Source organism: Paenibacillus sp. ALJ109b (assembly GCF_010747435.1).
GTDB classification, from domain to species: Bacteria; Bacillota; Bacilli; order Paenibacillales; family Paenibacillaceae; genus Paenibacillus; species Paenibacillus taichungensis.
This window is the reverse complement of the sequence record NZ_JAAIFP010000011.1, coordinates 35,784-58,528: the sequence shown is the minus strand read 5'-3', so window position 1 is coordinate 58,528 and position 22,745 is coordinate 35,784. Positions and strand designations below refer to the sequence as shown.

At 46.9% G+C, this 22,745-nt stretch carries 18 protein-coding genes and 1 pseudogene; 6 read left to right on the top strand and 13 right to left on the bottom strand.

Annotation, left to right across the window (positions count from 1 at the left end; translation table 11 throughout):
- Positions 1-144: 144 nt before the first annotated feature.
- Positions 145-351, top strand: a complete 207-nt coding sequence (locus G3352_RS13350; RefSeq protein WP_076291617.1) for a DUF2536 family protein — start codon at positions 145-147, stop codon at positions 349-351.
- Positions 352-451: 100 nt separating this feature from the next.
- Here G3352_RS13350 and G3352_RS13345 read toward each other — a convergent pair whose 3' ends face one another.
- Entirely contained in the window at positions 452-4,906 is a 4,455-nt protein-coding gene (locus G3352_RS13345) for an endo-1,4-beta-xylanase (protein WP_163757131.1), read from the bottom strand.
- Positions 4,907-5,329: 423 nt separating this feature from the next.
- On the opposite strand from G3352_RS13345, the gene G3352_RS13340 reads away from it, so the two are divergent.
- The gene (locus G3352_RS13340) at positions 5,330-7,195 is read left to right on the top strand and encodes a leucine-rich repeat domain-containing protein (protein ID WP_163757129.1); all 1,866 of its coding nucleotides are present in this window, start codon (positions 5,330-5,332) and stop codon (positions 7,193-7,195) included.
- A gap of 148 nt (positions 7,196-7,343) precedes the next feature.
- Here G3352_RS13340 and rlmD read toward each other — a convergent pair whose 3' ends face one another.
- Both rlmD and G3352_RS13330 read right to left on the bottom strand, forming a co-directional pair.
- Positions 7,344-8,981, bottom strand: coding sequence for a 23S rRNA (uracil(1939)-C(5))-methyltransferase RlmD (gene rlmD, locus G3352_RS13335; RefSeq protein WP_163757127.1), 1,638 nt, complete (start codon positions 8,979-8,981; stop codon positions 7,344-7,346).
- A 110-nt stretch (positions 8,982-9,091) separates the two neighbouring features.
- Positions 9,092-9,973 (bottom strand): diacylglycerol kinase, encoded by an 882-nt coding sequence (locus tag G3352_RS13330; RefSeq protein WP_063568189.1) that lies wholly within the window; start codon positions 9,971-9,973, stop codon positions 9,092-9,094.
- Positions 9,974-10,457: 484 nt separating this feature from the next.
- On the opposite strand from G3352_RS13330, the pseudogene G3352_RS13325 reads away from it, so the two are divergent.
- Positions 10,458-10,655: pseudogene (locus G3352_RS13325) on the top strand (NPP1 family protein); the annotation flags it as partial.
- A gap of 66 nt (positions 10,656-10,721) precedes the next feature.
- Here the strand turns inward: G3352_RS13325 and G3352_RS13320 are convergent.
- Together G3352_RS13320 and G3352_RS13315 are read right to left on the bottom strand one after the other, a co-directional pair.
- Positions 10,722-11,138, bottom strand: coding sequence for a DUF4395 domain-containing protein (locus G3352_RS13320; protein ID WP_063568191.1), 417 nt, complete (start codon positions 11,136-11,138; stop codon positions 10,722-10,724).
- Positions 11,139-11,213: 75 nt separating this feature from the next.
- Entirely contained in the window at positions 11,214-12,140 is a 927-nt protein-coding gene (locus G3352_RS13315; RefSeq protein WP_163757123.1) for a ketopantoate reductase family protein, read from the bottom strand.
- A gap of 168 nt (positions 12,141-12,308) precedes the next feature.
- Here G3352_RS13315 and G3352_RS13310 point away from each other — a divergent pair, with 168 nt between their 5' ends.
- Positions 12,309-12,875 (top strand): TetR/AcrR family transcriptional regulator, encoded by a 567-nt coding sequence (locus G3352_RS13310; protein ID WP_163757121.1) that lies wholly within the window; start codon positions 12,309-12,311, stop codon positions 12,873-12,875.
- On the opposite strand, the gene bioC is transcribed toward G3352_RS13310, so the two are convergent.
- The 8 genes from bioC to G3352_RS13270 form a co-directional block, all read right to left on the bottom strand.
- Positions 12,872-13,735, bottom strand: a complete 864-nt coding sequence (bioC, locus tag G3352_RS13305) for a malonyl-ACP O-methyltransferase BioC (RefSeq protein WP_163757119.1) — start codon at positions 13,733-13,735, stop codon at positions 12,872-12,874. The two genes, G3352_RS13310 and bioC, sit on opposite strands and share 4 nt — an antisense overlap.
- Complete coding sequence (locus G3352_RS13300; RefSeq protein WP_205524859.1) at positions 13,716-14,513, bottom strand: alpha/beta hydrolase; 798 nt, start codon at positions 14,511-14,513, stop codon at positions 13,716-13,718. Before G3352_RS13300 ends, bioC begins: the two co-directional genes overlap by 20 nt.
- Complete coding sequence (bioF, locus tag G3352_RS13295; protein WP_163757117.1) at positions 14,510-15,688, bottom strand: 8-amino-7-oxononanoate synthase; 1,179 nt, start codon at positions 15,686-15,688, stop codon at positions 14,510-14,512. Before bioF ends, G3352_RS13300 begins: the two co-directional genes overlap by 4 nt.
- Before the next feature lie 13 nt (positions 15,689-15,701).
- Positions 15,702-16,700 (bottom strand): biotin synthase BioB, encoded by a 999-nt coding sequence (bioB, locus tag G3352_RS13290; RefSeq protein WP_326101881.1) that lies wholly within the window; start codon positions 16,698-16,700, stop codon positions 15,702-15,704.
- Positions 16,701-16,702: 2 nt separating this feature from the next.
- The gene (gene bioD, locus G3352_RS13285; RefSeq protein WP_163757115.1) at positions 16,703-17,437 is read right to left on the bottom strand and encodes a dethiobiotin synthase; all 735 of its coding nucleotides are present in this window, start codon (positions 17,435-17,437) and stop codon (positions 16,703-16,705) included.
- Entirely contained in the window at positions 17,434-18,792 is a 1,359-nt protein-coding gene (bioA, locus tag G3352_RS13280) for an adenosylmethionine--8-amino-7-oxononanoate transaminase (RefSeq protein WP_163757114.1), read from the bottom strand. The genes bioD and bioA overlap by 4 nt, the downstream gene beginning before the upstream one ends.
- A 335-nt stretch (positions 18,793-19,127) precedes the next feature.
- On the bottom strand, positions 19,128-19,907 hold the full coding sequence (locus G3352_RS13275) for a sirohydrochlorin chelatase (RefSeq protein WP_163757111.1): 780 nt from the start codon (positions 19,905-19,907) through the stop codon (positions 19,128-19,130).
- 2 nt (positions 19,908-19,909) lie between these two features.
- Positions 19,910-20,200 (bottom strand): YerC/YecD family TrpR-related protein, encoded by a 291-nt coding sequence (locus G3352_RS13270; RefSeq protein WP_017690665.1) that lies wholly within the window; start codon positions 20,198-20,200, stop codon positions 19,910-19,912.
- A gap of 449 nt (positions 20,201-20,649) precedes the next feature.
- Between G3352_RS13270 and G3352_RS13265 the strand changes: the two genes are divergently transcribed.
- Both G3352_RS13265 and G3352_RS13260 read left to right on the top strand, forming a co-directional pair.
- Positions 20,650-21,285, top strand: coding sequence for a hypothetical protein (locus G3352_RS13265; protein ID WP_099858983.1), 636 nt, complete (start codon positions 20,650-20,652; stop codon positions 21,283-21,285).
- A 169-nt stretch (positions 21,286-21,454) separates the two neighbouring features.
- Positions 21,455-22,546: a DNA alkylation repair protein gene (locus tag G3352_RS13260; protein ID WP_163757109.1), complete on the top strand. Its 1,092-nt coding sequence runs from the start codon at positions 21,455-21,457 to the stop codon at positions 22,544-22,546.
- Positions 22,547-22,745: the final 199 nt, after the last annotated feature.

Genomic DNA, 22,745 nt, shown 5'->3' with positions numbered 1-22,745 from the left:
TCCCAATAATAGATATCAAGCCACATCCATGGTTCTAATTATTCGCTTTGTTCGCTCTTGCCCAACGGTACTAACTCCTCTACAATAAAAGTTCGGCAGGCTTTTGTACCTGCAAATCATGACAGGGGGAGGCCTGAAACAAACATGGAAATTTCACTCGATATTATCAAAGACAAAGTTGAATGCTTGCAGGCTTATGACTTCAAGGAACTAGAACGAGCGATCGAAGACCGAATCGGAATGAACAAGGCATTGCTGCTCCGGGTGAAGCAGGTTCAGCATCAAGTCACGTTCGACCCGTTTCGCAACAAGATGTTATATAGTGCAGTTGTTCATTTTTCTGCAGAGTGATAGACGAGTTTTTTTACTTCGATATGAAATAGTAGAATTACCCCCGTCTGGATTAACGGGGGTAGTCTTTTTTATCAGCTGGTTTAATTAAACTTTACATTTACATTTCCCAGATCCGATAGAGAACCATCGCTGCTTCAGCACGGGTCAATGGTTCGGCTGGTGCGATTTTGCCATCTTTGCCGTTAACAATTCCGCTTCCTACGAGGGAAGTTACACTATCCATCGCGTAAGTGGAAATGCTTGCAGCATCGGAATATGGAGCTAGATTTCCGTTGCCGGTAGATTGCTTACCCGCTGCTTTCAGGGCTTTCGCCGTAAGAACCATCATATCTTGACGGGAAATGCTGTTGCCTGGCTTGAATGTGTTATCTTCGAATCCAGAGACAATTCCAAGTTCTTTGGCAATAGCCACAGCCTGTGCATAGTAAGCAGTTGGCTGTACATCTCTGAAGGCTGCCCCGTTCGTGCCCGAACCCTTCAACTCAAGTGCTCTGACAAGCAAGGTGATAAAGTCGGCTCTCGTGATGGAAGCTGCAGGAGCGAAGCTGTCATCAGAGATTCCTTTAATAATATCGCGTGCAGCCAGCGCTTCGACTGCTTGTTTTGCCCACAGGACATTTTGCACATCGGCAAAAGTCTTGGTTACGTAGGCTACAGCATAAGTGCTGAAATGAGTTGTTTTGAACACCATTGAACCGGATTTAGCATCATAGCGTCCGCTTGGCACGGCTGTTGCATGCCCTTGATTGTCAATGTAAATAATCACGATCTGATGTGCATTGACAAGCTCCTGTGCAGCAGGCGTGTACGGAACAGATACCGTTACAGGTGCCGCTGGATTGTTCCAGGCAAGGAGACGGTCACCAGCTTTTACACTTAGATCGATCACCGGACGGCTGCCCACAATAGCTCGAACATCTGCGCTCAGACGATCTGCCGAGACTTTGTTAATCAGAATAGAGACTTGATCCGCTTGCTCCGTAATATTAGAAAGCATATTGGACGGAATTTGAATTGTTGCATTCTCCGTCTTAAGCACAAACTCAACATTATTGTTGCTTTGCAGGATTGAAGTCGGCAATTGCACAACATAGGATTGTACATTTGCTTGCTTCGGCACTTCGATGGTAACCTGCTTCTTGCCATTTGCACCTGGAGAAGCTTTTTCAATCGCTTTATTCAGGCTGTCGCTTGAAATGGTTGCTGTGGCTGTTCCATTTTCAACTTTTATTACCGGCACTATCTTCGAGTCATTGTCTGGAAGCTGTGGTTGAGGTTGGGGCTGCGAAGTAGTTTTTGAGTTCGATCCGCCACTGTTACCCCCGCTGTTGTTACCTCCGCTGTTATTGCCCCCACCGTTGTTTCCGCCAGAAGAAGGTTTGCCAGTGAGCGTCAATTCACCGAATACGGAAGTATCCTGGTAACCCTGACCAGATGCATCATTCCATGCATTCACGCTGATTCTGTTGCCGTCTTTGGCATCATTGATCTGCGCATCAAAGCCAATTTTGGCATTGTTCGCAGGCTTAACCTTCTTGAACGGAATCTTCATTTCAACCGTGTAGTTGGTACCGGAAACAGAGACTTTGGATTCGAAGCCTGCAGCGATTTCCGCAGGATTAAAGGAAGCTGCGTTCTCAAAGTTCACTCTGTATTGTCCATCATCGTCTTGGAAGTTAGCTGTTTTCCCGTTGTTTTCATCGACGAATACTTCAACGGAATCCTGCTCCCATACATTCGGGTTGGACTTGTTCAGTTGATCATCTCTGACTTGAATTAATACATACAGATTGTCGTCATCCCACAGTGCTTTTGCCGTTCCTGTCGCACCTGACCATGCCATTTGCTTTGTATCCAGTTTCAATTCAGGAGCTTTGCTCCATATGCTGTCTACGGAGCCATCAATAGCTGGTGTCCCATAATAAGCGCTTGAGCGCTTGTATTCAAGCTCTTCAGGCGGATTTTCCGCCATATACTTTTGCGGATCAACTACCGCGTAGAACGCCTGTTTTGCTTGAAAATTCTTATCGAACAAGGTTGGATTCTGCTCGGCTCTCCAGCTGGTGCTGTCATTTAATCCCCAGAAGGTGACACGCGGAATATGCTCGCTGTTCTTCTTATAGAGATCCATCAATTGGGCATACAGATAGGCCTGCTGCTTTGCTTCTTTTTCAGTGATTGTAGAATTGGTGCCTGCCATAATGTCCAACTCGGTGACACTGACTTCTACTCCCAAAGAAATGAAACGCTCAAGCGACATCTTGACATTGTCCAGTCTCGTACCCAAATTGTAGTGGGCTTGCATGCCGATGCCGTCAATCAGTTTCTCGCCAGGATGATTTAGGGCATACTTCTCATTGATCTCTTTCACCATGCTGTAGATGGCGGTAGATTTGTTCTGGTTGTCATCATTGTAATCATTGTAGTAAAGCTTGATATCCCAGCCGTTTTCATCAATGACTTCTTTGGCTGCAACGAATGCCTCCTCTATAAATTCAGGGCCGATGGCTTGTAACCAGCCTGAATTACGCAATGCATTTTTCCAGTCTTCCGAATTAGCCGGGTTATCGTTCATGGCTTCGTTGACAACATCCCAGGAAATGACTTGGTCACCAAAATGCTCAACGACCGTTTTAACATGTGTTCTTAGATTCGTCAGAGCATCCTCACGGCTCAATGGTTCACCACCGTCTGCGGTATGAAGCCATGTAGGAGACTGCGCATGCCATACGAGCACGTGGCCGTGCAAATCAAGGCCTGCATCCTGTACTTTTTGGACAAGGGCATCTTCTGCGGTGAAATCAAATTGTCTGTCCGCGTTATAGGCATAATCCGGTTTCATATCATTCTCAAACGTGACGACATTGTGATGTTTCTTCAGAAGCTTGAGCCGAGTCTCGTCAAAGGTAGACGGATTAACAATGTTCCCGATCAGGAAATCATCTTTGTAAATATCCTTGAGGTTAGGAAGGTTTTCTTGAATCGGAGGTGCGGCAGTTACAGGCCCCAGATATTTTAGAGCAAAGTCATCCAAGAAGAAGGTACGGTTGCCGCCGTCATTGTTTGCTGTTTCAATATAAGCATTGAGTACGCTTGGAGTAGTGGTGAGCGTATACTTACCCGTTAAGTGTACCCATTCCTGATCTGTAACGGTTGCATTTGGTGAAACGTTCGCAAAGCCGCTGTCAGCATATTGAACACTTATACGAAGTGTTGTGGGTTCTTGTCCAGGTGCCATTTTCACCCAAGCAGACAGCTCATATTCGTGATTCTTTGCCATTTTGCCATCAGCACTAACCAAGGCTGCATCATATTGTGTCGTAGTTGTCACAAGCAAGCTTTGCTTGCCGCCAGATGTATGATTATCGTCTTGGGAAAGAACTACCGTTTCACGGCCATTTCGTGCTTTGAATCCATCCAGACCATTCTCAAAGTCTGCAGAGATGCCCGTTTTATCTACATTTTCCGGTGCGGTTTGATCAGGGGTTACATCGGTGATGATGACTTCATCAATGTAAATATCCGAGGTTAACGTATTGCCCGATGGTTCAACATAGATGATAACCTCATTCGTTTTAGAAGGGATTTCGTAGCCTTTGGTTTCTAAGAGTGTCCAGTCAGAAGCGGTTACAAGCTTGTTGCCTATAATCCAAGGATACTTCTGATCATCTGCTAATATTTCAGAATCTATCTTGGAAGCCAGATGGAACTGGCCTTCACCTGAACTGAGTTTAACCTTGAGGGAAATATCATACTTATGGTCGGATTTCATCTTGCCTGTAAGTACAAGAGCAGGAACAGCCTTCTCATCGGCCCGGTTGAAGAACTTCAGAGATTTCGTGCCTTCGGAGGCTACGTCGTTAACGACCGTAGTGTCCCCATTCGATCCCCAACCCAGTTTGCCCCATCCACCGGTATTCCCGTCTTCAAAGCTTTGGTTAAGGACTACCGTGGGTTCGACAGGTGTTACTGTCTGGGTGATCGTGATATTCCCGATATAGAAAGAGACACCCTTACCTGCTTCATCAGACTTGATTCGCAGAGCTGTATTCTCCACACTGTTAACGGAGAGATCGGCGGATAGTGTAATGCCTTGTCCTGCTTTAAAGTCAGCAGAGCTAATTCCAGTGTATGCCTCAGATCCATCAACGCCCTTATTGCTTACAATTTCCAGAACGGCTTTCCCGTCTGCAGGTGGGTTAGCATCAGTATCGACATATACGGAAGCGGTTACAGAATACTCTTTGCCAACTGACAAACCAAGGTCATCAAAAGCGAGGTCCACGCCATCCCAGTTATTAGATCGGTTACTAACATGTAGAGCCGCTCCATCATCATTGCCTTCAAACGGCTTGTCTGTTACAGCGTCCAGCTGGGCACCACCTGATTGAGTTGCCTTGCCTTGACCATTCTGGAATGTTTCCTGATACACAATTTGTGAATTAGTTGCCACTAGATCTGCAGCGTTAACTGTCGGAGCTATCAAGCCGCCCGGAAGAAGCAGAGCCGCTGCGAGTAACCCGGAAACGACCTGCTTAAATGATTTCCTCATTCGAAGCATTCCCCCCACATCAAATTTTTTATAAAACATATAAAGCGCTTACATAAATTGTTGTAGCCAACCTCCTTTCACCCCAGATAATACCACTTCATGGAAGAGAATTCTTACTCCAAATTAAAGGGGAATCTTAGTTTTTTACAGAACTCTACCAAGTCTGATACTCGTATGGACTTGCTCTTCTTTCCGATGATCAGGTCGCGGCAATAAATTCGTCGCAGCACTCACAACAGATCCCCTCTTAATAATGCTTACCACCAGCCATACTTAAAAAAGATCAAAAAGGGGCAGGATTTCCCTGCTCCTTCGCTATGTGAAACTTCTTTCTCTCATCAAACGTAAATTCACAAGGTATAATGAAGTCAGATGACCGTTCAGCATGATCTTATGACCATCATAATGAAGGAGGGGACATTCGTGGCGTTTATCCCGTTAAACTGTCCCAATTGCAACGGAAGAATTGAATACAAAGAGGGTGAGATTTTAAAGTGTCCCTATTGTGAAACAGAGCTTTTATTGAAGCAAAATCATGTCCATTACGTAGACCAGACCATTAATCATTACCACGGAACGCCCCCTAAAGCACCGCTGAAGCAGGCTGCCTCCGTAAAGCTACTGCTGATGCTGATGTTAGTCCTAACTGGCGCCATCGGTACGTATTTTTATTATAGCAACAGCTCCACCTACCCAAAAACAGAAGCCAATCTGTCTGTGCGAAAGATGCCCGAAAGCGAGGTTCTGCTCTCATTTTTGCGAGATATCTTCGATAAAGGGTCTGCCTTGCCGACAGAGGAGGAATTGGCTCGTCTTCGCTATTTAACCGTAGCGCATTCGGAGAATGATCAGTGGAAGTTTACATATAGCCTCTCCGATCCCTTCAGCGATGAACAGGCCGAGAAGATCACTTATATTACTCAGGACAAGAAACTGAATACTCAGGAGATCGATCAGAGAGATTTTGAAGCTTTTAAGGGACTGACGGCATTGGACCTGACAAATACCTATGAAATCTCTCAGACGGACCAAACCACTTTGGCCCATATGTCCGGATTAAAAAGTTATGGAGGCGCTTTTAACGAATCCTTTAGTACATTTTCGGGCTACTTTGGCGACAAGTCTAAAATTACGGAGCTTTCCACTCAGCTTCGCAGCAATAAAGAATTGGCCCTGCTGCTGGAATTTCCTAATCTGAGCTCTTTATCCATTACCTATGTGGATGAGTCCGTAACGGATTTTCACTTGTTAAACCAATTGCCAATCAAGTCCCTGTCGCTCACCTTTGTCGATGAACTCGGATGGTTGTCCTCCATGACCGGGCTGTCATCCTTATCCATACAGTACAGTGAAACCACAGACCTGCAGCCGCTATACGCCTTGACCCAGCTTCAGGAGCTTCAGCTGTCCTATTTATCGAATGTAAAGTCCATCGACTTTGTACAAAATATGCCTGCTCTACAAACGCTAGATATCGAAAATGTAAACTTTTCAAGCCTGGAGCGCTTGGCCGACAAGGCCTCCATTACTAAACTACGCCTAGCTTCTTTAAGTCAGCTTGGCTCGGTAAAGACCATAAACAGTCTGTCTTCACTGCGGGAATTAACGTTGTCCGGTTATTACGAGAAAGCAGAAGCGCTGACATTGCCAAATGTAGTGCGGGTGGAAGTCCCAGGCTCCTTTCTCTCCGGGCTGAAAGCGCCCGCCGCAACCAGCCTGACGCTCCGTGGCGGAAGTGGAGAGTTGAATTTAGCGGCGCTGGGGAAATTCCCGAAACTGGAGCAACTCTCCCTCTGGGAGATCAGTGAAATAACCCATCTTGGCGCCCTGGACGGTTTGCCTCGTCTAGAGACTCTGAACATTTACGACTCGTCACTATATAAGGAGAGCGATGCTTTATTTCGTTTGAAGCAGGTGAAATCTTTGGTGTGCTCCGAGTGTAGGCTGAACTTTGAACAAAAGGCGGCCGCAGAGAACAGTGTGCTTGAACATTTGACCTTAGAGCAGCCATATTTCAGCATAAACAACACCTCTGTTACTGAGGTTGACCAGATGATGCCTTACTTTGCCAAAATGTCCGCTCTACGTTCCTTCACTCTGCAAGACAGCAATTTGGCTTCTCTCGAATTCATGAGCAACTGGCAGGCCATAGAAGAGCTTCATCTCGAGAACAATGCCATTTCCAATATCGAGACCCTAAGCCAGCTGCCTAATCTGCAAAAGGTATATCTATCCGGTAATACCGTACAAAACAAATCCGTGCTTGGTACGGGTGTGCATGTATATTAATAACCGCCTGGGATGTTAGGGAGTTTTAGACTACTATAATTAATGAACTCACTTCAGAATTACTCACAAATTAATGGATGGTATTGAAACAAAGAAAAGAAGGGGTTCGAGAATCATATATAAATTCTCGAACCCCTTCTGTTTTTGTTTAGCTTCTCACCAACATCGCTACACTCTCCACATGCACTGTATGCGGGAACATGTCCACCGGTGTTACCTCAACCGTGCGATACCCGCCATCCTCTAGCACACGCAGATCACGTGCCAGCGTACTCGGATTACAGCTCACATACACCACACGCTCCGGCTTCATCTCCAGAATCGTGTCCAACAAACGCGGATCGCAGCCTTTCCGCGGTGGATCGACAACGATGACGTCTGCTTCAATGCCTTGTTCTTTCCAGCGTGGAATGACATCTTCGGAAGCACCGACTTCGAACTTCACGTTCTTCATCTCGTTCAGCATCGCATTGCTTCGTGCGTCTTCAATCGCTTCTGGCACAATCTCCACCCCGTACACCTGATCCGCATGCTGTGCGAGGAAAAGAGAGATTGTTCCGATGCCGCAATAAGCGTCAATGACAGTCTCTTTGCCACTCAGTCCAGCGTATTCCACCGTCTTCCCGTACAGCACTTCCGTCTGCACCGGATTCACCTGATAGAACGAACGCGCCGAGATGGCAAACTGCACATCCCCGATATAATCGTAGATCACATCACGGCCCCACAGGACGCGGGTTTCATCGCCAAAGATTACGTTGGTCTGCTTCTTGTTCACGTTCTGGCAAATGCTCGCCACATGCGGAATCGCTTCACGGATACTGCCGATCCATGCATCCTTGTGTGGAATGTCGCGGCCATTGGTGACGAGAACGAGCATCATCTCGCCTGTACGAAATGCCTTCTTCACAACCACATGACGAAGCAGACCACGGCCTGTCTCTTCGTTATACGCGCTGATGCCGAGATGGCTTCCTAGTTCCTTGACCTTGGCGACCACTTCATCGTTATGCTCATGCTGAATGAGGCAAGTGTCCATGTCGATGATCCGATGACTTCCTTTGGCGTAAAAACCACCCACCAAGCCGCCCTCGGCTGCACCGATAGGCACCTGTGCCTTGTTGCGATAACGCCATGGCTCGTCCATACCCATGGTAGGCAGCACACGAATGCCCTGTTGCTCGGCACCTTCCGCATCCTCCACCAACACATTCAGCTTGCCGATCCGCTGCAAATTATCCACCACGAGCTGGCGTTTCCACGCAAGCTGTCCGGCGTAACTCATATGCTGAATCTGGCATCCGCCGCATTGATCGTAGATCGGGCAAGGCGCGGATACACGATCCGGGCTCGCCTTCACAATCTCCAGCAGTTTGGCATAGCCGTACTGCTTCTTGGTTTTCATCACTCTTACGCGTACAGTTTCGCCCGGAAGCGCACCTTGCACGAACAGCGTGTATCCATTGGCACGGCCGACACCTTCACCGTCATGGTTCATGCCGATGATATCGATGACGGTCTCTTCATTTTTGCTTACAGGAAGTCCTTCGATTGGTGCAGATTCACGTTCCCGTCCCTTCGGACGAACGGCAGAAAGAGATGCGCCTTGTGGCCGCACCTCTTTCCCTTGCTGACGTGTAGATGGACGAGATGATTTGCTCGGCTGGCGGGAGGCTGAAGCATTCCCTTGCCCCTGAGAGGCAGCCGAATTCCGGCGGTTTTTTCCACGACCGCTGCGGTTCGTATTAGACAACGTACATTCACTTCTTTCTTCATATATGTTCATCCCTTGTGCAAGGGAGATTCCATTCATTTTCAGGCACCATGAGATTATACGTGATCCCACTGCACACGGCAACAGGAAATCACAATTTCTCCACGATCCCCATACTACGCTTAACGATACAACATCAGGTGATGACGCAGGTTCTTGAATGTCGCAGGCAATGTGCCGCCCAGCTCGCCATCCAGGTTCAACTGTACATAGCCCGGCGATGTTACTTCCATATAATCCGTTTGAAAATGTACGACCTTCTTATCATTCAGATGTTCACCACGCAACGCAAGAGTTACGAGGCGAATCATGTCAGCCAGATTACATTTGCGCACACCGATCACATCAAACAAGCCATCATCAATGGTCGCACCCGGAGCGAGCTTCTCGAAGCCCCCGACAGAGTTTGTATTGGCAATGAGGAACAGCATGAATTCATCATGAATCTCTTCCTGACCCGCGGCACGGATAACCAGCTCCTGCGGAGACAGGCTCGCCATTTTCTCAATACCCTTCATATAGTAGGCCAGTTGCCCAATCATCGTTTTCAGACGGCTTGGCACCTCATAGGTCAGTTCGGTTAACGAACCCCCGCCTGCAATATTAATAAAATATTTATCATTCGCCTTGCCCAGATCGAGCGGACGAAGCTGCTGGTTAATGACCAGATCGACGTAATCTTCCCACTGTCTTGGAATACCGAGCGCACGCGCAAAATCATTGGTTGTTCCCAGAGGGAATACACCAAGCGGAGGACGATTCTCCCGCTCGGCCATGCCGTTGATGACTTCATACAATGTACCGTCGCCGCCAGCGGCAATAATCATGTCATATCCCCGTTCAATCGCCAGCTCCGCTTCTCGGGTTGCATCTCCCTCACCCGTTGTTGCGTGACACGAGGCTTCGATACCACCTTGATCCAAACGCTGCAAAATATCTGCCAGACGTTTCTTCATTTCTTCCCGGCCTGAGGTCGGATTATATATCAAGCGAGCTTTTTTCATCTCATACGCCACCTATTCCACATTATCCATGAGTCTGAACGACCTCATATTCTTACTATCTGAGAGTGACCGTAGTCGGGCATCATTTACACAATGACTCACGTCCGTTAATCCTGCCCAACACTTTTCTCTACTTATATATATGCATAAGGAATTCCGTCTCATTCCAAAGCCTTTATGTACTATCATATCATCAAATGTGAAGATGTCCTAGCCTGTGATACATAAGTAATTATTTTCATATTGTTTATAGCGAAATTTTACATCTGGATAACAATAACGATAAAACCTAAAGAATTATGCCACTCCAGCAATGACGAGCATGCTCTCTGTTCACTTCCGAACTTGTCTATCCTTTACAAAATAAACCTCTAGCACTCCTCTTGAATCTAATCCTATGGATTTCCTGTCATTTATAACCATCCATCACCATTCTGCCCGCTTGGGCCGGAAATAGTCTTATCCCCTCTCAAATCATGAGGACTGCAGCTCAAGCACCTGCCAAGTGTACTCCCGTTCGGCATGTCATAATGGCGTATGGGCTATTATGTACGCATGGTACTTCCAGAAAGACTCCCTTCCTCCGGTCTCGGCACTGAATACGATCGATTTTGGCAGTGCCAATGTTCCGTTGAACGACAGCAATTTTACGAACAATTTAAACAAGGCCTGGTTCAGATAAAAAGTAAAATCCCCTTCAAGTAGACACAGAACTTGGAGGGGATTGTTATTTGCAACTACATATAGTTTAGAAGCCAATCTTTCTGCCCGCTCGGAGCTGTTTATACCAAAAATATACGGTGCAGCCCACACAGTAACCGAGCAATGCAGCACTTGCAGCGAGGAGAAGCATCGACGAGAAAATATAACCTGCTACCTGCCAACCAAGGCCGAATGAGACAAGTGCCAGCGTAAGAAACAATACGGCCAGAACATTGTTGAAGCGTTGCAGTTCCACTGCCTGTGTCTCTGTCCCTTTTCCAGTTAACACGGCCTTCCCAATCTGCACAAACAGATTAAGCTTGCCTCCGGATGCCAGACCGACAACTTGAATGATCCATAATGCTCCCAGAATTAACGGTTGATTGAATAGAAATGACAGGACGACAAATAGCACAATCCCGATCTGGTTCGCTTTAACATAGCGCATAGGCACTTCCCGCATCTACATATCTCCTTATCCCCATTTTATTAGTTGGTTTAATTGTAGTCGGTATCGGGAATTTGAGCAATAGTCATCTCATTTGAGATTAGAATATTCTTTTTTGAGCACATCCCAATGAGGAGTGGGCGTGCGGGTAGCCTTTTTCCAATCAGTAAATGCCTCATTTAACGCCTCGATCTCCCCAAAAGAACCCGCAACCAGTTTATAGATCGGAAGCATACTATACATCTTCAGTAGAAGGTAAAACATCCGTTGATGTTTGCGAATCAGTTTGGCCTGCATCTCCGGTATAATCGTTATACCCATAGCCTCAAGCACGCTAAAGCCCTCACTCATCGCCCCAATCATATGCTGGAGTTGCTTCCTGTTCCCGTCCAACTTGATCATCTCATGCTTCTCATTAAAGCTCACCGCATTAAGCATCAGAATGGGCACAATATGGCTTTTCAGCCAGGCATCGATATCGTCCAGGTAATTCAACTTGTATTTCGTCTTCTCAAAAGCTTGATCCAGTATGGATTTAAAGGCAATCTCGCCGTCCAGCCCACCAATCACCATTTGCCCGCTTGCTCCACCAATGGATAACATACGATCTTCTTGCCGCCGCCCGCCGCTGACCTGAAAACCAAACGCGACCTTTTTTTCCACCTTGCTATTTTCCTCCAAAAAGATTTGCATGCTTCGTGCATCTGCATTGTTGCCGACGATCACCAAGTTCCTGCTCTGATTGGCTGCCAAAATAGGCAGGACTGATGGAAAATCGTTATATTTCATAACCACGAAAATAAGATCATATTCATCATTCTCTTCCAGCGTTCTGGTTACCCGAACCGGATCAACTGTCGTTTTAAACTGGAACACATGACGAATGACAATACCATCCCTCTCCAGTTCCTCTGCCCGCTTCCCTCTAGCCAGAATGGTAACGTTATTTCCCCCACGTACCAGAACCTGCGCCAGCTGACTCCCCAGGACACCTGCCCCATACACTAATATATTCATTAGTTATCCCTCTATTTCAATTTTTTATGGATATTCGTTGCTTTATCAACATTTGTTGATAAAATAAGAGTAACAAAGCATCTGCAACGCTTCAATCGCTAAAATATCCGTTATTGTTGAATAATCAACGAATGGATCCATATTGTTGAAAACATCAAAGGAGGAGCCATGGACAGACGAGTTGTCAAAACAAGAAAAGCCATAACCGATGCCTTTATAGGGTTGTTAGAAGAGCAGGATTTCGAGCAAATTACGATTAATGAGATTGCTGATCGAGCCAATGTGAACCGTGGTACCGTCTATTTGCACTACACGGACAAGTTTGATCTGCTGGATCAAAGCATTGAGACGTATTTGCAACAGCTGGTGGAGAGCTGCATAGTGGAGAGTCCTACAACGCCCATGACTGTTAGGGAGGCGTTGCTCCGAACCTTCCGTTACCTGGAGCAGCACGCTCCTGTTTATACCACCCTATTAACCCAAAAAGGCATTCCTGCCTTTCGAAACCGGCTGATGAACATCCTGATTCAGGGAGTGGAAGAGCAGGTTGATGCATGCGGAATTCACAAGGGAATCAGCAGGGAAATCACTGTGCAATTTCTTGCCTGTGCTACCACTGGCCTGTTGGAATGGTGGATCATGAATTCCATGCCTTATCCAGCCGAACAGATTGTTGAAGAATTGATGTCTTTGCTGGAGCTTCATCTGATTCTTCCTTCTCAGATAAAGGGTTAATAAGGAGCTACGGATTGAATGAACAGGAGATCATATGTTGCAGAGACTCCTCCCTGTATGCTGAACTTATCCTCGTACTCCTTATACATGTTGGTGAATAAACGTCGTAAACTGTACCCAGGAATCGTTGCTGCTTCTGAAGTGCTGGCTCCCATTCCTTTAACCGAATACAGAAAATCTCTTGCGGAAGCATACTTTTCCATATAAATCGAACGCTCACAAAGGAAACTAGAATATCCGGATTCCTGAAGCATGATTTCCCATTGAACAGGTGAATGAAACGAAAGTCCATGACGCTGTGTTTCCATCCCGTTGGCACGATAAACTTCATCAAATGCCTCATGCATCTCACGAAATGTATCAGGCCCGAAGGTCGTAAATATGAGCAAGCCACCCGGGCGTAGCATTCGCCGTAGGTGACCCAGTGTTTCCTTCGGCGAACTTAGCCATTGAAAACAGGCGTTAGAGACGATGATATCCACTGAGCACTCCGGAGCTTTTATGGCCCACATTTCGATATCAGCCTGTAGAAAACGTAAACGATCCTTTGTACAATTCGCAGTACCTGGATGCTGTGCTGATCGAAACCGCTTTGAAGCCACTTCGATCATCTCGGGTGCAATATCAAGTGCAGTAATATTCGAATTAGGCCATTCATTCACTAGGATTTGAGTCAATGCCCCTGTTCCACAACCGATTTCGAGAATGCTCGGATCACTTAAGACCCCTTTGTTTTTCCATTCTGCGAGGGATCTTGCTAGCTGCTCAGCCATAGAACGCTGAATATGAGCATGTGCATCATAAGAAGTGGCACTACGATTAAATTGGCGTTGAACAACACTACTTCTTCCAATGGTCATGCCACCATCTCCTCCATTCATCAGCGATGTGTACTTCTTTTCCCAAAAAGGGTGCATGCCCGCAGCCTGTTAATGTAATTAACTCGGCTTGAGGTATTTGAGTGCTAAGTTCCAATCCAGCACCGTAAGGACATATCCTATCCTCAGTCCCATGAATAAGAAGAACCGGACAATCGATATTGGGCAATTGAGACAAGCATTCCTCGCTTCGTAAAATCTGAAGGCCTGCCAGTAGTGATTGCGTTGTCCAGCTACCTGTATGAGGTAGACGTTCAGCAAGACCCGCCTCCCATTCTTGCTCCGTAAACATAATCTTTCGAAAATTGGCTTCAACTGCGTGTTGATCCTTTAAAATCCCTTTGATCATCTGCCTAACGTATGCATCTGCCAAGCCGCGGTCAAACTCTTCTTTTGAGCGGGTAAAACGAGCCGTTGCACCGAACAGCACAAGGCCATCGGCGTAACCTTTAGCCGCTAGTCTGAGCGCCAGTAAACCTCCAAGCGACCAACCTGATATTAGAAGCGGACCTTGGGAAACTCTCTCCCTGCAAGCTATTCCTTCAATATCTAACATGTCTCTAACTGCTGTTTCAGTTAAACACAGCATTTCCTCTGGAGAATCCGCAGCACTATAATCTACAGAAATATGTCGAAAATCAGCCAATAACAGGCGAAGATGGTCAAACACCGCATCAGGCATACTCCATCCCTTTAACCATAATATAGTTCCATTTTTCTCTTGCTCAATTTGTAGCGGATTATTATCCAAGGCACTCATGAGCTCAGCACTCCTAACTGCAGTCCGATTTTGCAGATTTGTGCGCTGGCATCATTCAGTTCCTTAGGGGTATGGTCGGCCGATAAGGAGAAGCGGATTCGCGCTGTGCCATCAGGAACGGTAGGCGGTCGGATGGCAATCCCAGCAATACCGCCTGCTTCAAGTGCCTCACTGAAACGAAGAGCCCTTTCGTTATCACCGACAAATATCGGCACAATAGGGGAGTCCCCGGTCCCAACGTGAAATCCGGCATCACTAAGCGAAGAACGAAATAATTGACTTGCCGAGTAGAGGCGTTCGCGGCGCCAATGATCCGCTTGTACCAAAGTTAACGCTGTTGAAATACCAGCTACGAGAGAAGGCGGCAATGCCGTTGAATAGATAAGTGGTCTTGCTTGGTTAACGAGAAAGCGGATTAATGTTCGGCTGCCGCAGATATAAGCTCCATATAAACCGAATGATTTGCTAAACGTCCCCATATGCACATCCACATCATGATGCAGACCAAGCTTAAAGCAAAGTCCTTCCCCCCGTTTCCCGTAGATGCCTCCGCTGTGCGCCTCATCCACCATCAGCATGGCCCCGTACTCTTGTTTGAGCGCAACGAGCTCTTCCAAGTGTGCTTGATCACCATCCATTGAAAAGACGGCATCCGTAACAATCAACTTACGTCGTTTATCCCGATGTTTGTTCATTAATAGCTTCAGATGTTCCATATCATTATGTCGATACCGGGCATGTTCCGCGCGGCTCAGCACAATACCGTCCACGATGCTGGCATGGTTTATTTGATCACTAAAAACGACATCACCCCGGCCCACGAGTGCACGAATGACACCAGAATTAGCCATATAACCATTTGCAAAAACAAGTGCGGCTTCATTATGCTGCCAAGTGGCCAACGCTTCTTCCAGACGGCCATAAAGCGGTCGATTCCCAGTCACAAGGCGAGATGCGCCCGAGCCTCCTCCTTCGGTAAGAAGCGCCTCGCGAATTGTATCGATGATAGCGGGATGTCGAGCAAGTCCCAGGTAGTCATTGGAGGCCAGGTTGAGGAGCACCCGTTCTCCTCTCCACGTATAACCAGGGCTATCTGGAACCGCGGCACTATCACGCAAGTAACGTTCATTGGAGGCATCAGCCAATAACGCAAGTTCTTTTTCCATCCAATTCATAGTTCGTACCGCCTTAAAGTGCATTTAACTCAATCTCAAAACCCAAATCTTCAATCATTTGATGATCATTCGATATTTCCTGACCTGCTGTCGTTAAATAATCACCTACAAAGAGTGAATTTGCAGCATACAGTGACAAAGGTTGCAATGTACGGAGGTTGATCTCGCGTCCACCCGCAACACGAATCTCTTTAGACGGACAGATGAGCCGAAATAGTGCTAGTACCTTGAGCGCCTTCATAGCCGGTGTGCGTCCTGCTCCTTCCAGAGGGGTTCCCGGTATCGCATTCAGGAAATTAATCGGAATTGAATCTGCATCAAGCTTACGGAGTGCCAAAGCCATCTCGACAATTTCCTGATTACTTTCACCCATACCGATAATGACACCGGAACAGGGAGACATGCCGTATGCTTTTACCTTTTCCACGGTTTCAATTCGCTGGTCATAGGTATGCGTTGTGGTTATCGATGGATAATTGGCCTTGCTTGTGTTCAAGTTGTGATTGTATCGGTGCACACCTGCCTCAGCCAAACGTTCTGCTTGACCGTCCTTCAAGATTCCTAGACACGCACAGATTTTAAGTGGCATCGTTTCACGGATTTCTTTTACCGCTTCTACCACTTGATCCAGCTCCTTATTCGTGGGACCTTTGCCTGAAGCTACAATGCAATAGGTTCCTGCTTTACGCGCCATAGCTTCATGTGCACCTGCAAGCAACGTTTCTTTGTCGAGCAAGCTGTATTTTTGGATGGGCGCGGTGGATACGATGGATTGTGAGCAATAGCCGCAGTCTTCGGGACAAAAGCCGCTTTTGGCGTTGATGATCATATTCAGCTTCACTTTTTTGCCGTAAAAATATTGCCTCACTTGGAAAGCCGCGTGCATTAGCGGCAGTACCTCATCGTCGTTTGCTTCAAGCACGGCAAGTCCCTCTTCAATTGATAAACATTCGCCATTCAACGATCGTTTCGCAAGCGACGACCATTCTAGATTAGTTACCGTTGTTTTCAACTTCATTCCTCCTCCATGGATTGAACTGTTAATGCCTGTCTGATTGGTGTTAACTGGATCTTCTCTCGAATGACCTGGATCAACATTTCCGTATTCATTTCGTCCATCAAGCGGGGGAAACGTCCAAGAAAGGGTATGCCGCAATAACGTTCAATCAGCTCTGCGTTTGTTGTGATGCTGGAGTCGTTATAAATCTCATCAGATTCACCATCGTTCAGAATAAAACCTACGACTTTAATCCCATGCTGCTGCAGGTATGACACTGTAAGAAGTGTATGATTAATCGTACCTAGACCTGTCCGCGCAACGATCAGGGCCGGTGTTCGAAGCTCCGAGATCAAATCTACTACAAGAGAGTCTTCGGTCAGTGGAACAGCGACGCCGCCTGCCCCTTCAATGAGTATCGACTCGTATCGATTTGCCAGTGGCTGACCCGCACTGATTATTTCCTGTAGCGTAATTTCCACTCCATCCTGCTTGGCAGCGAGCATCGGGGTCAATGGAGCTTGGAACGTAAATGGCGCCACATGCTCGGCACGCTCATCAATTCCGGTGTATTGCAACAGGCGTTCTGCATCGGTTTCTCCGCTGCCAAGAAGTGCACCGGATTGCACGGGCTTCCAGACGCCTATATTCCGTTTTTCAGCACGAAGCGCAGCAACAAGAGCCCCTGTAACAATTGTTTTCCCAACCCCTGTGTCCGTACCTGTTACGAATAATCCGCGAATTACATTCATGACTCCAAACCACCTTCGGTGACGTCAAAAATGGATTGCATCAAGATATCAATCATGGCTTCAAGCTCAGCCTCTGTGCTAGCAAGAGGAGGAATGAACACAATAACATTACCAAGGGGTCTCGTAAGCATGCCAAGCTCTCTGGCCCGCCCCGTTACCCGAACGCCGATTCGTTCAGCCCAATCGTACGGTTCCCGAGTTGCTTTATCCCGTACAAGCTCAATTCCTAACATCAATCCCTTCTGCCTGATATCCCCGACGTGCGGAGAATCTTTAAGTACTGAGAGCTTCTGCTCAACAAAAGTCGCCTTTGCTCTTACACCTTCCACCAGGTTGCGCTCTTCAAATAGTTTCAAGTTAGCCAAAGCAACAGCGCAGCCGAGCGGGTTACCTGTGAAGGAATGACCATGGAAAAAAGTTTTTTGCTCCTCATAATCGGCATAAAATGCGCTGTACACCTCATCTGTTGCCAGTGTCGCTGCCACAGGTAAGTAGCCGCCTGTAAGGCCTTTGCCTATCACCATCAAATCAGGTGACACTTCTTCAAGATCACAAGCAAACATAGCACCTGTCCTACCGAAGCCTGTCGCCACCTCATCGGCTATGAACAGTACATCATATGTACGGCAAAGTGCTGCCATCTCGCGTAGACAGCCCTCTGGCATAATCAGGATGCCACTAGCTCCTTGCACAATCGGCTCCACGATAATAGCCGCGATTTCATCTGCACTGGTTTCAAGTACATTACGTAATGCGGTTAACGTAGCATCCATGGCTTCCCGCTCGCCGTCCTCATGTCGATAAACGTAAGGATATGGAATGACATGAGTAGGAAACAGCATGGGACGGAACACATCATGGTACAACGGAATTGCTCCGACACTCACCGCACCAATCGTATCTCCGTGATAGGCTTGATTCATCGTGATAAACTTCGTTTTACCGGTTTCTCCTCGGTTCTTCCAGTATTGAAACGCCATTTTCACTGCGATCTCGACACCGGTTGCTCCTGAATCGGAATAAAATACTTTGTTTAATCCCTCTGGGGAAATCTCTACCAGTTTCTCAGCAAGTTCAATAGCTGGCACATTAGCCATTCCGAGTAACGTAGAATGTGCAACACGTTCCAACTGATCCGTTATGGCTTGATTCAGCTCAGGTATGTTATGTCCGTGAACATTAAGCCAAACCGAGGAAAAGCCATCATAATAAGCACGTCCCTGGACGTCATACAGCATGACACCTTCGCCTCGTTCAATGATGAGAGGATCGGAGTTATTGTAATCTTTCATCTGCGTAAAAGGGTTCCATAAATGGGCCTTATTTATAGCTGCAAGCCGTTCATAATGTGTCACAAGATATCACCTTCCGTTAGATCATTTCAATTGTTAACCAAAATAATTTCTAAGGTTAACAATTGAATGTTGACATCTTATCAGACAAAAACTTTCCTGTAAAGAGAATCATTTCAGAGTTAGAACCCTCTCCCTTCACTCTATCTTCACGGATTGAACTCGAAATTTCGCCTCGTAGAGGGTTTTGCCTAATACAAAAAAACACGCCTGCTTCGGCGTGTTTGGTCTAAAGTACATACAAAAACAAAAAAAACGGCATCTCTGCCGTTTGTGTTTAAGCTATTGTTAGAGATAACGGGAATAATCGCTAGCAGCGACCTGTTTTCTTCCCTGAATTAAACCTTAACCTCATTACATCTTTCCAGTAAAAGTTGAATTTGGCGCTCCAGCCACGTTCCTAATAGCGGATGTGGAAGCAGCGTCTCACCACTATATGCGTAATCCAGTTCCTTCAATCGGCCCGGGATCACCTTCATGGTGAAATAACCGGCACTCAAAAACAGCGGCGCCACAATAACCCGGCTCCCCCGCTCTTCACTCCAGTATTTCGCCTTGTCGTACACACTATCCGGATTTAGCAGCGCATAATCGGTATGAGCAACACCGCTGACTTCCTGCACCCGCTGTGCGAGTGAAGAAATGCCCGCTTCCCAGCGCTGACGGAATCCATCGTGAATACTCCCATGTCCAACTAGCAGAATCGTCTCCTGTTCTGGTTGCTGCGACAATGCCTTTACCTTGTCCCAGACCATGACCGCAATATCCGGGTCGTTATCCACAGGATAACCGAAGTGAATTTGTGCTTTCACCTCGAATGGTTCCAGATCAGTCTCACGCTCCGGAGCGTCTTTGGCACCGATGGCATACTCAATCTCATCCACATGTGTACTGCCGGACGAAACAAACAGAGGCACTACCAGTATGTCAGTTACGTCCTGTGCTTCCAGTCGGTTGATACCGTCCTGGATCAGACGTCCCTCCACAAGTTCAAGAAACCCGGCTTCAACGGGCAAGGGTTCAGGCAGATTCAACCGGGAGACCGCGTCATCGACGGATTCTACCCAGGTTTTCTCCTGAGAACCGTGACTAATGATGAGTACACCCGGTTTCTTCATCCTTAACGTCCCAGGCGTTCCAGCGTCATTTTATAACCGTCATTACCGTAGTTCAGGCAGCGTTTTACACGAGAGATCGTGGCTGTACTTGCACCTGTCTCAGCTTCAATCTGGTTATAGGTATTTCCTTTGCCAAGCATACGTGCTACTTCCAGCCGCTGGGACATGGATTGAATCTCGTTTACCGTGCAGAGGTCATCAAAAAACACATAACACTCTTCAATATCTTTCAGAGTCAAAATAGCCTCAAATAATTGTTCAATGCTTTTATCATTTAGCTTTTTCAGCTGCATTTCATCATCATCCCCTAGCGGTTACTGTGTACCTTCATTGTACCCAGCCTGAGTTGGTATTTCAAGCGTTAACGATTTCACGCACTACAGAATAAAAATACATGTTACCGCTTTCATATAGCATAATTGTCCTCCCTGCGCGTACAATCCCCCTCTATCTCACGATTTATCCCATTTTTCACCGTATATTTCCGATTAATTATGTAGGAATTACCCTGTTTAAAATGTGACAAATTTGTGTCCGATCTATATAATTCCACTGCGAAGCTATCATCCTCTCCTGCGCCCAAATCCGCAAATATCCCGTTTTGCGGGATACTCGCCTACGCCGTCTCTCCGCTAATGACATACAGTATAGCAAAAGGGAGTTCCAACTCAGTCTGTTATGCACGTCCAGTCGCTGAAGGAACGCAATTCCGAAATCCAACATAGAAGGAACGTGATAGTTCATGCCACAGCATTATTATCACCGTCAGCCCGCTCCACGGCAGCGTCCGTCTTCCCATACGCAACGGCAGGCCCATACTTCTGCCTATATGCCGCCACGGGCATTGAATGAGGCACAGGTTCAGCCCATGTATCCTGGTGTAGAACCTTATTATCCTCCCCAATTCCAAGAGGTTGAAGCATCCGGACTTGTACCTTATAGTCCAGGTGGTCCGGGGGGACCTGGCGGAAACTTTTTCGGCGGGGGAGCTCCTGTTGCTTCCCCTGTTCCGGTGGAAACGCCTGCGTCTTCCTCAGGCTTTTCCCTGGCTAATCTCGGGGAATTAAAAGGAATGATCGACCGTTTTGGTGGAATCGACGGCATCGTGAACGGGATCGGCAAAATGCAAAAGGTCGTTGGCGGCTTCCAGCAGATGGCCCCAATGATGAAGCTGGTGATGGGGATTCTGCCTTTTGGAAAAGGAAAAAAAGGTAGCAGTCTTGCGGATAAAGATTATGAAGAGTATTCGCCACCTCGCTCACGCAAACGTCGTAAAAAAACGACCTCTGCTCCGCGCAAACGGAACACGAGTAGTAAAACTGGCCGGAATAAATCCAATACCACCAAACGTCGTCCCAAAAAAAGCAAAAAGCTCTAACACTTTTCCAGGCGCCCTCTTAAGGGGGTGCCTTAATTCACTTCCATCTTTTTCTCCCCTTCAATCCTCATTCGTTCATATAAGAGAATATTCATAACCTTTTTTAAGAACCTATGTTCTTATTCCCGTGAATTGAGGTATACTGAGTTATAGATAAAGGAGGCGGATTATGGAACTGTTCAAAGACAAATATACTCCCGCATTAATCGACCGGACAGGAGAATGGTTACACCAATTCTACCCCAAGTTGGACAAGCAGCAATTTCGTGAACTTGTATTTGCCGAAGGCTGGGGAGAGCTGGAATTCAAAGCTCGTATCCGCCGCATTACGTCGGCATTGACCGAAGTTCTCCCTGACAACTATGAAGAGGCATTACACGTGATTGAGCAGGCAGCACCGCAGATGCGAGGGGTCGAGTATCTGTTCGTTCCCGATTTTATTGAAGTCAACGGACTTGCGCCGGAAAACTACGAACTATCCATGAAGTACTTGACCCTCTTCACACCTTATTCCAGTTCCGAGTTCGCGGTACGCCCGTTTATCGAACGCTACCCGATCGAAACGATGAAACGCATGATGGAATGGACGGGAAGTCCCAATGAACATATACGCAGGCTTGCCAGTGAAGGCAGCCGTCCACGTCTTCCATGGGGTTCCAAACTTCGGGGATTCATCACCGATCCAACACCAGTACTTCCAATTCTGCATGAATTGAAGCAGGACGAGTCCCTGTATGTCCGAAAAAGTGTAGCCAATCACCTGAACGACATCTCGAAAGACCATCCAGAACTGGTCCTGGATTTGGCCTCAAGCTGGTACGGACAACATGAGCATACCGACTGGATCGTTCGTCACGCAAGCCGCTCGTTGCTGAAAAAGGGACATCCGAAAGCGCTGAGTCTCTTTGGATATGTCGAGCAGGATGCGACACATATCGAGCATCTTCAGCTTGCAAGAGATACCGTAGCCATCGGGGAAGATCTTCATTTTTCCTTTGATGTCGTTAATGAAAGTGGTCAGTCACAGATGCTGCGAATCGAATATGAGATCGGATATATGAAAGCAAATGGCAAGCAGGCACCCAAGCGGTTCAAATGCTCTGACAAAACCTTCCCTACCGGAAGAACCAAGGTTGCAACGAAGCAATCGTTCAAAGTCATTACGACGAGAAAGCATTATGCCGGTTTGCATACGCTAACGATTGTCGTTAATGGACAACCTACTGCTACAGCCACATTTGTATTGGAGCAAACAGAGTAACCTACATTTGAATGGAGCCATCCAACTTATTATGAAAACGTAGCAGGGTTCATTTCATGATAAGAATCTCATGTTAACATTCAGCTCATGAACCCATTCCTTGAGAAATTCCCCAAGGCATCTTCAGTACTGAAGATGCCTTTTACTTTTTCCACCCTGTTCGTAACAGCCAAATTTCCTCAAATTAAGTTATGCACAT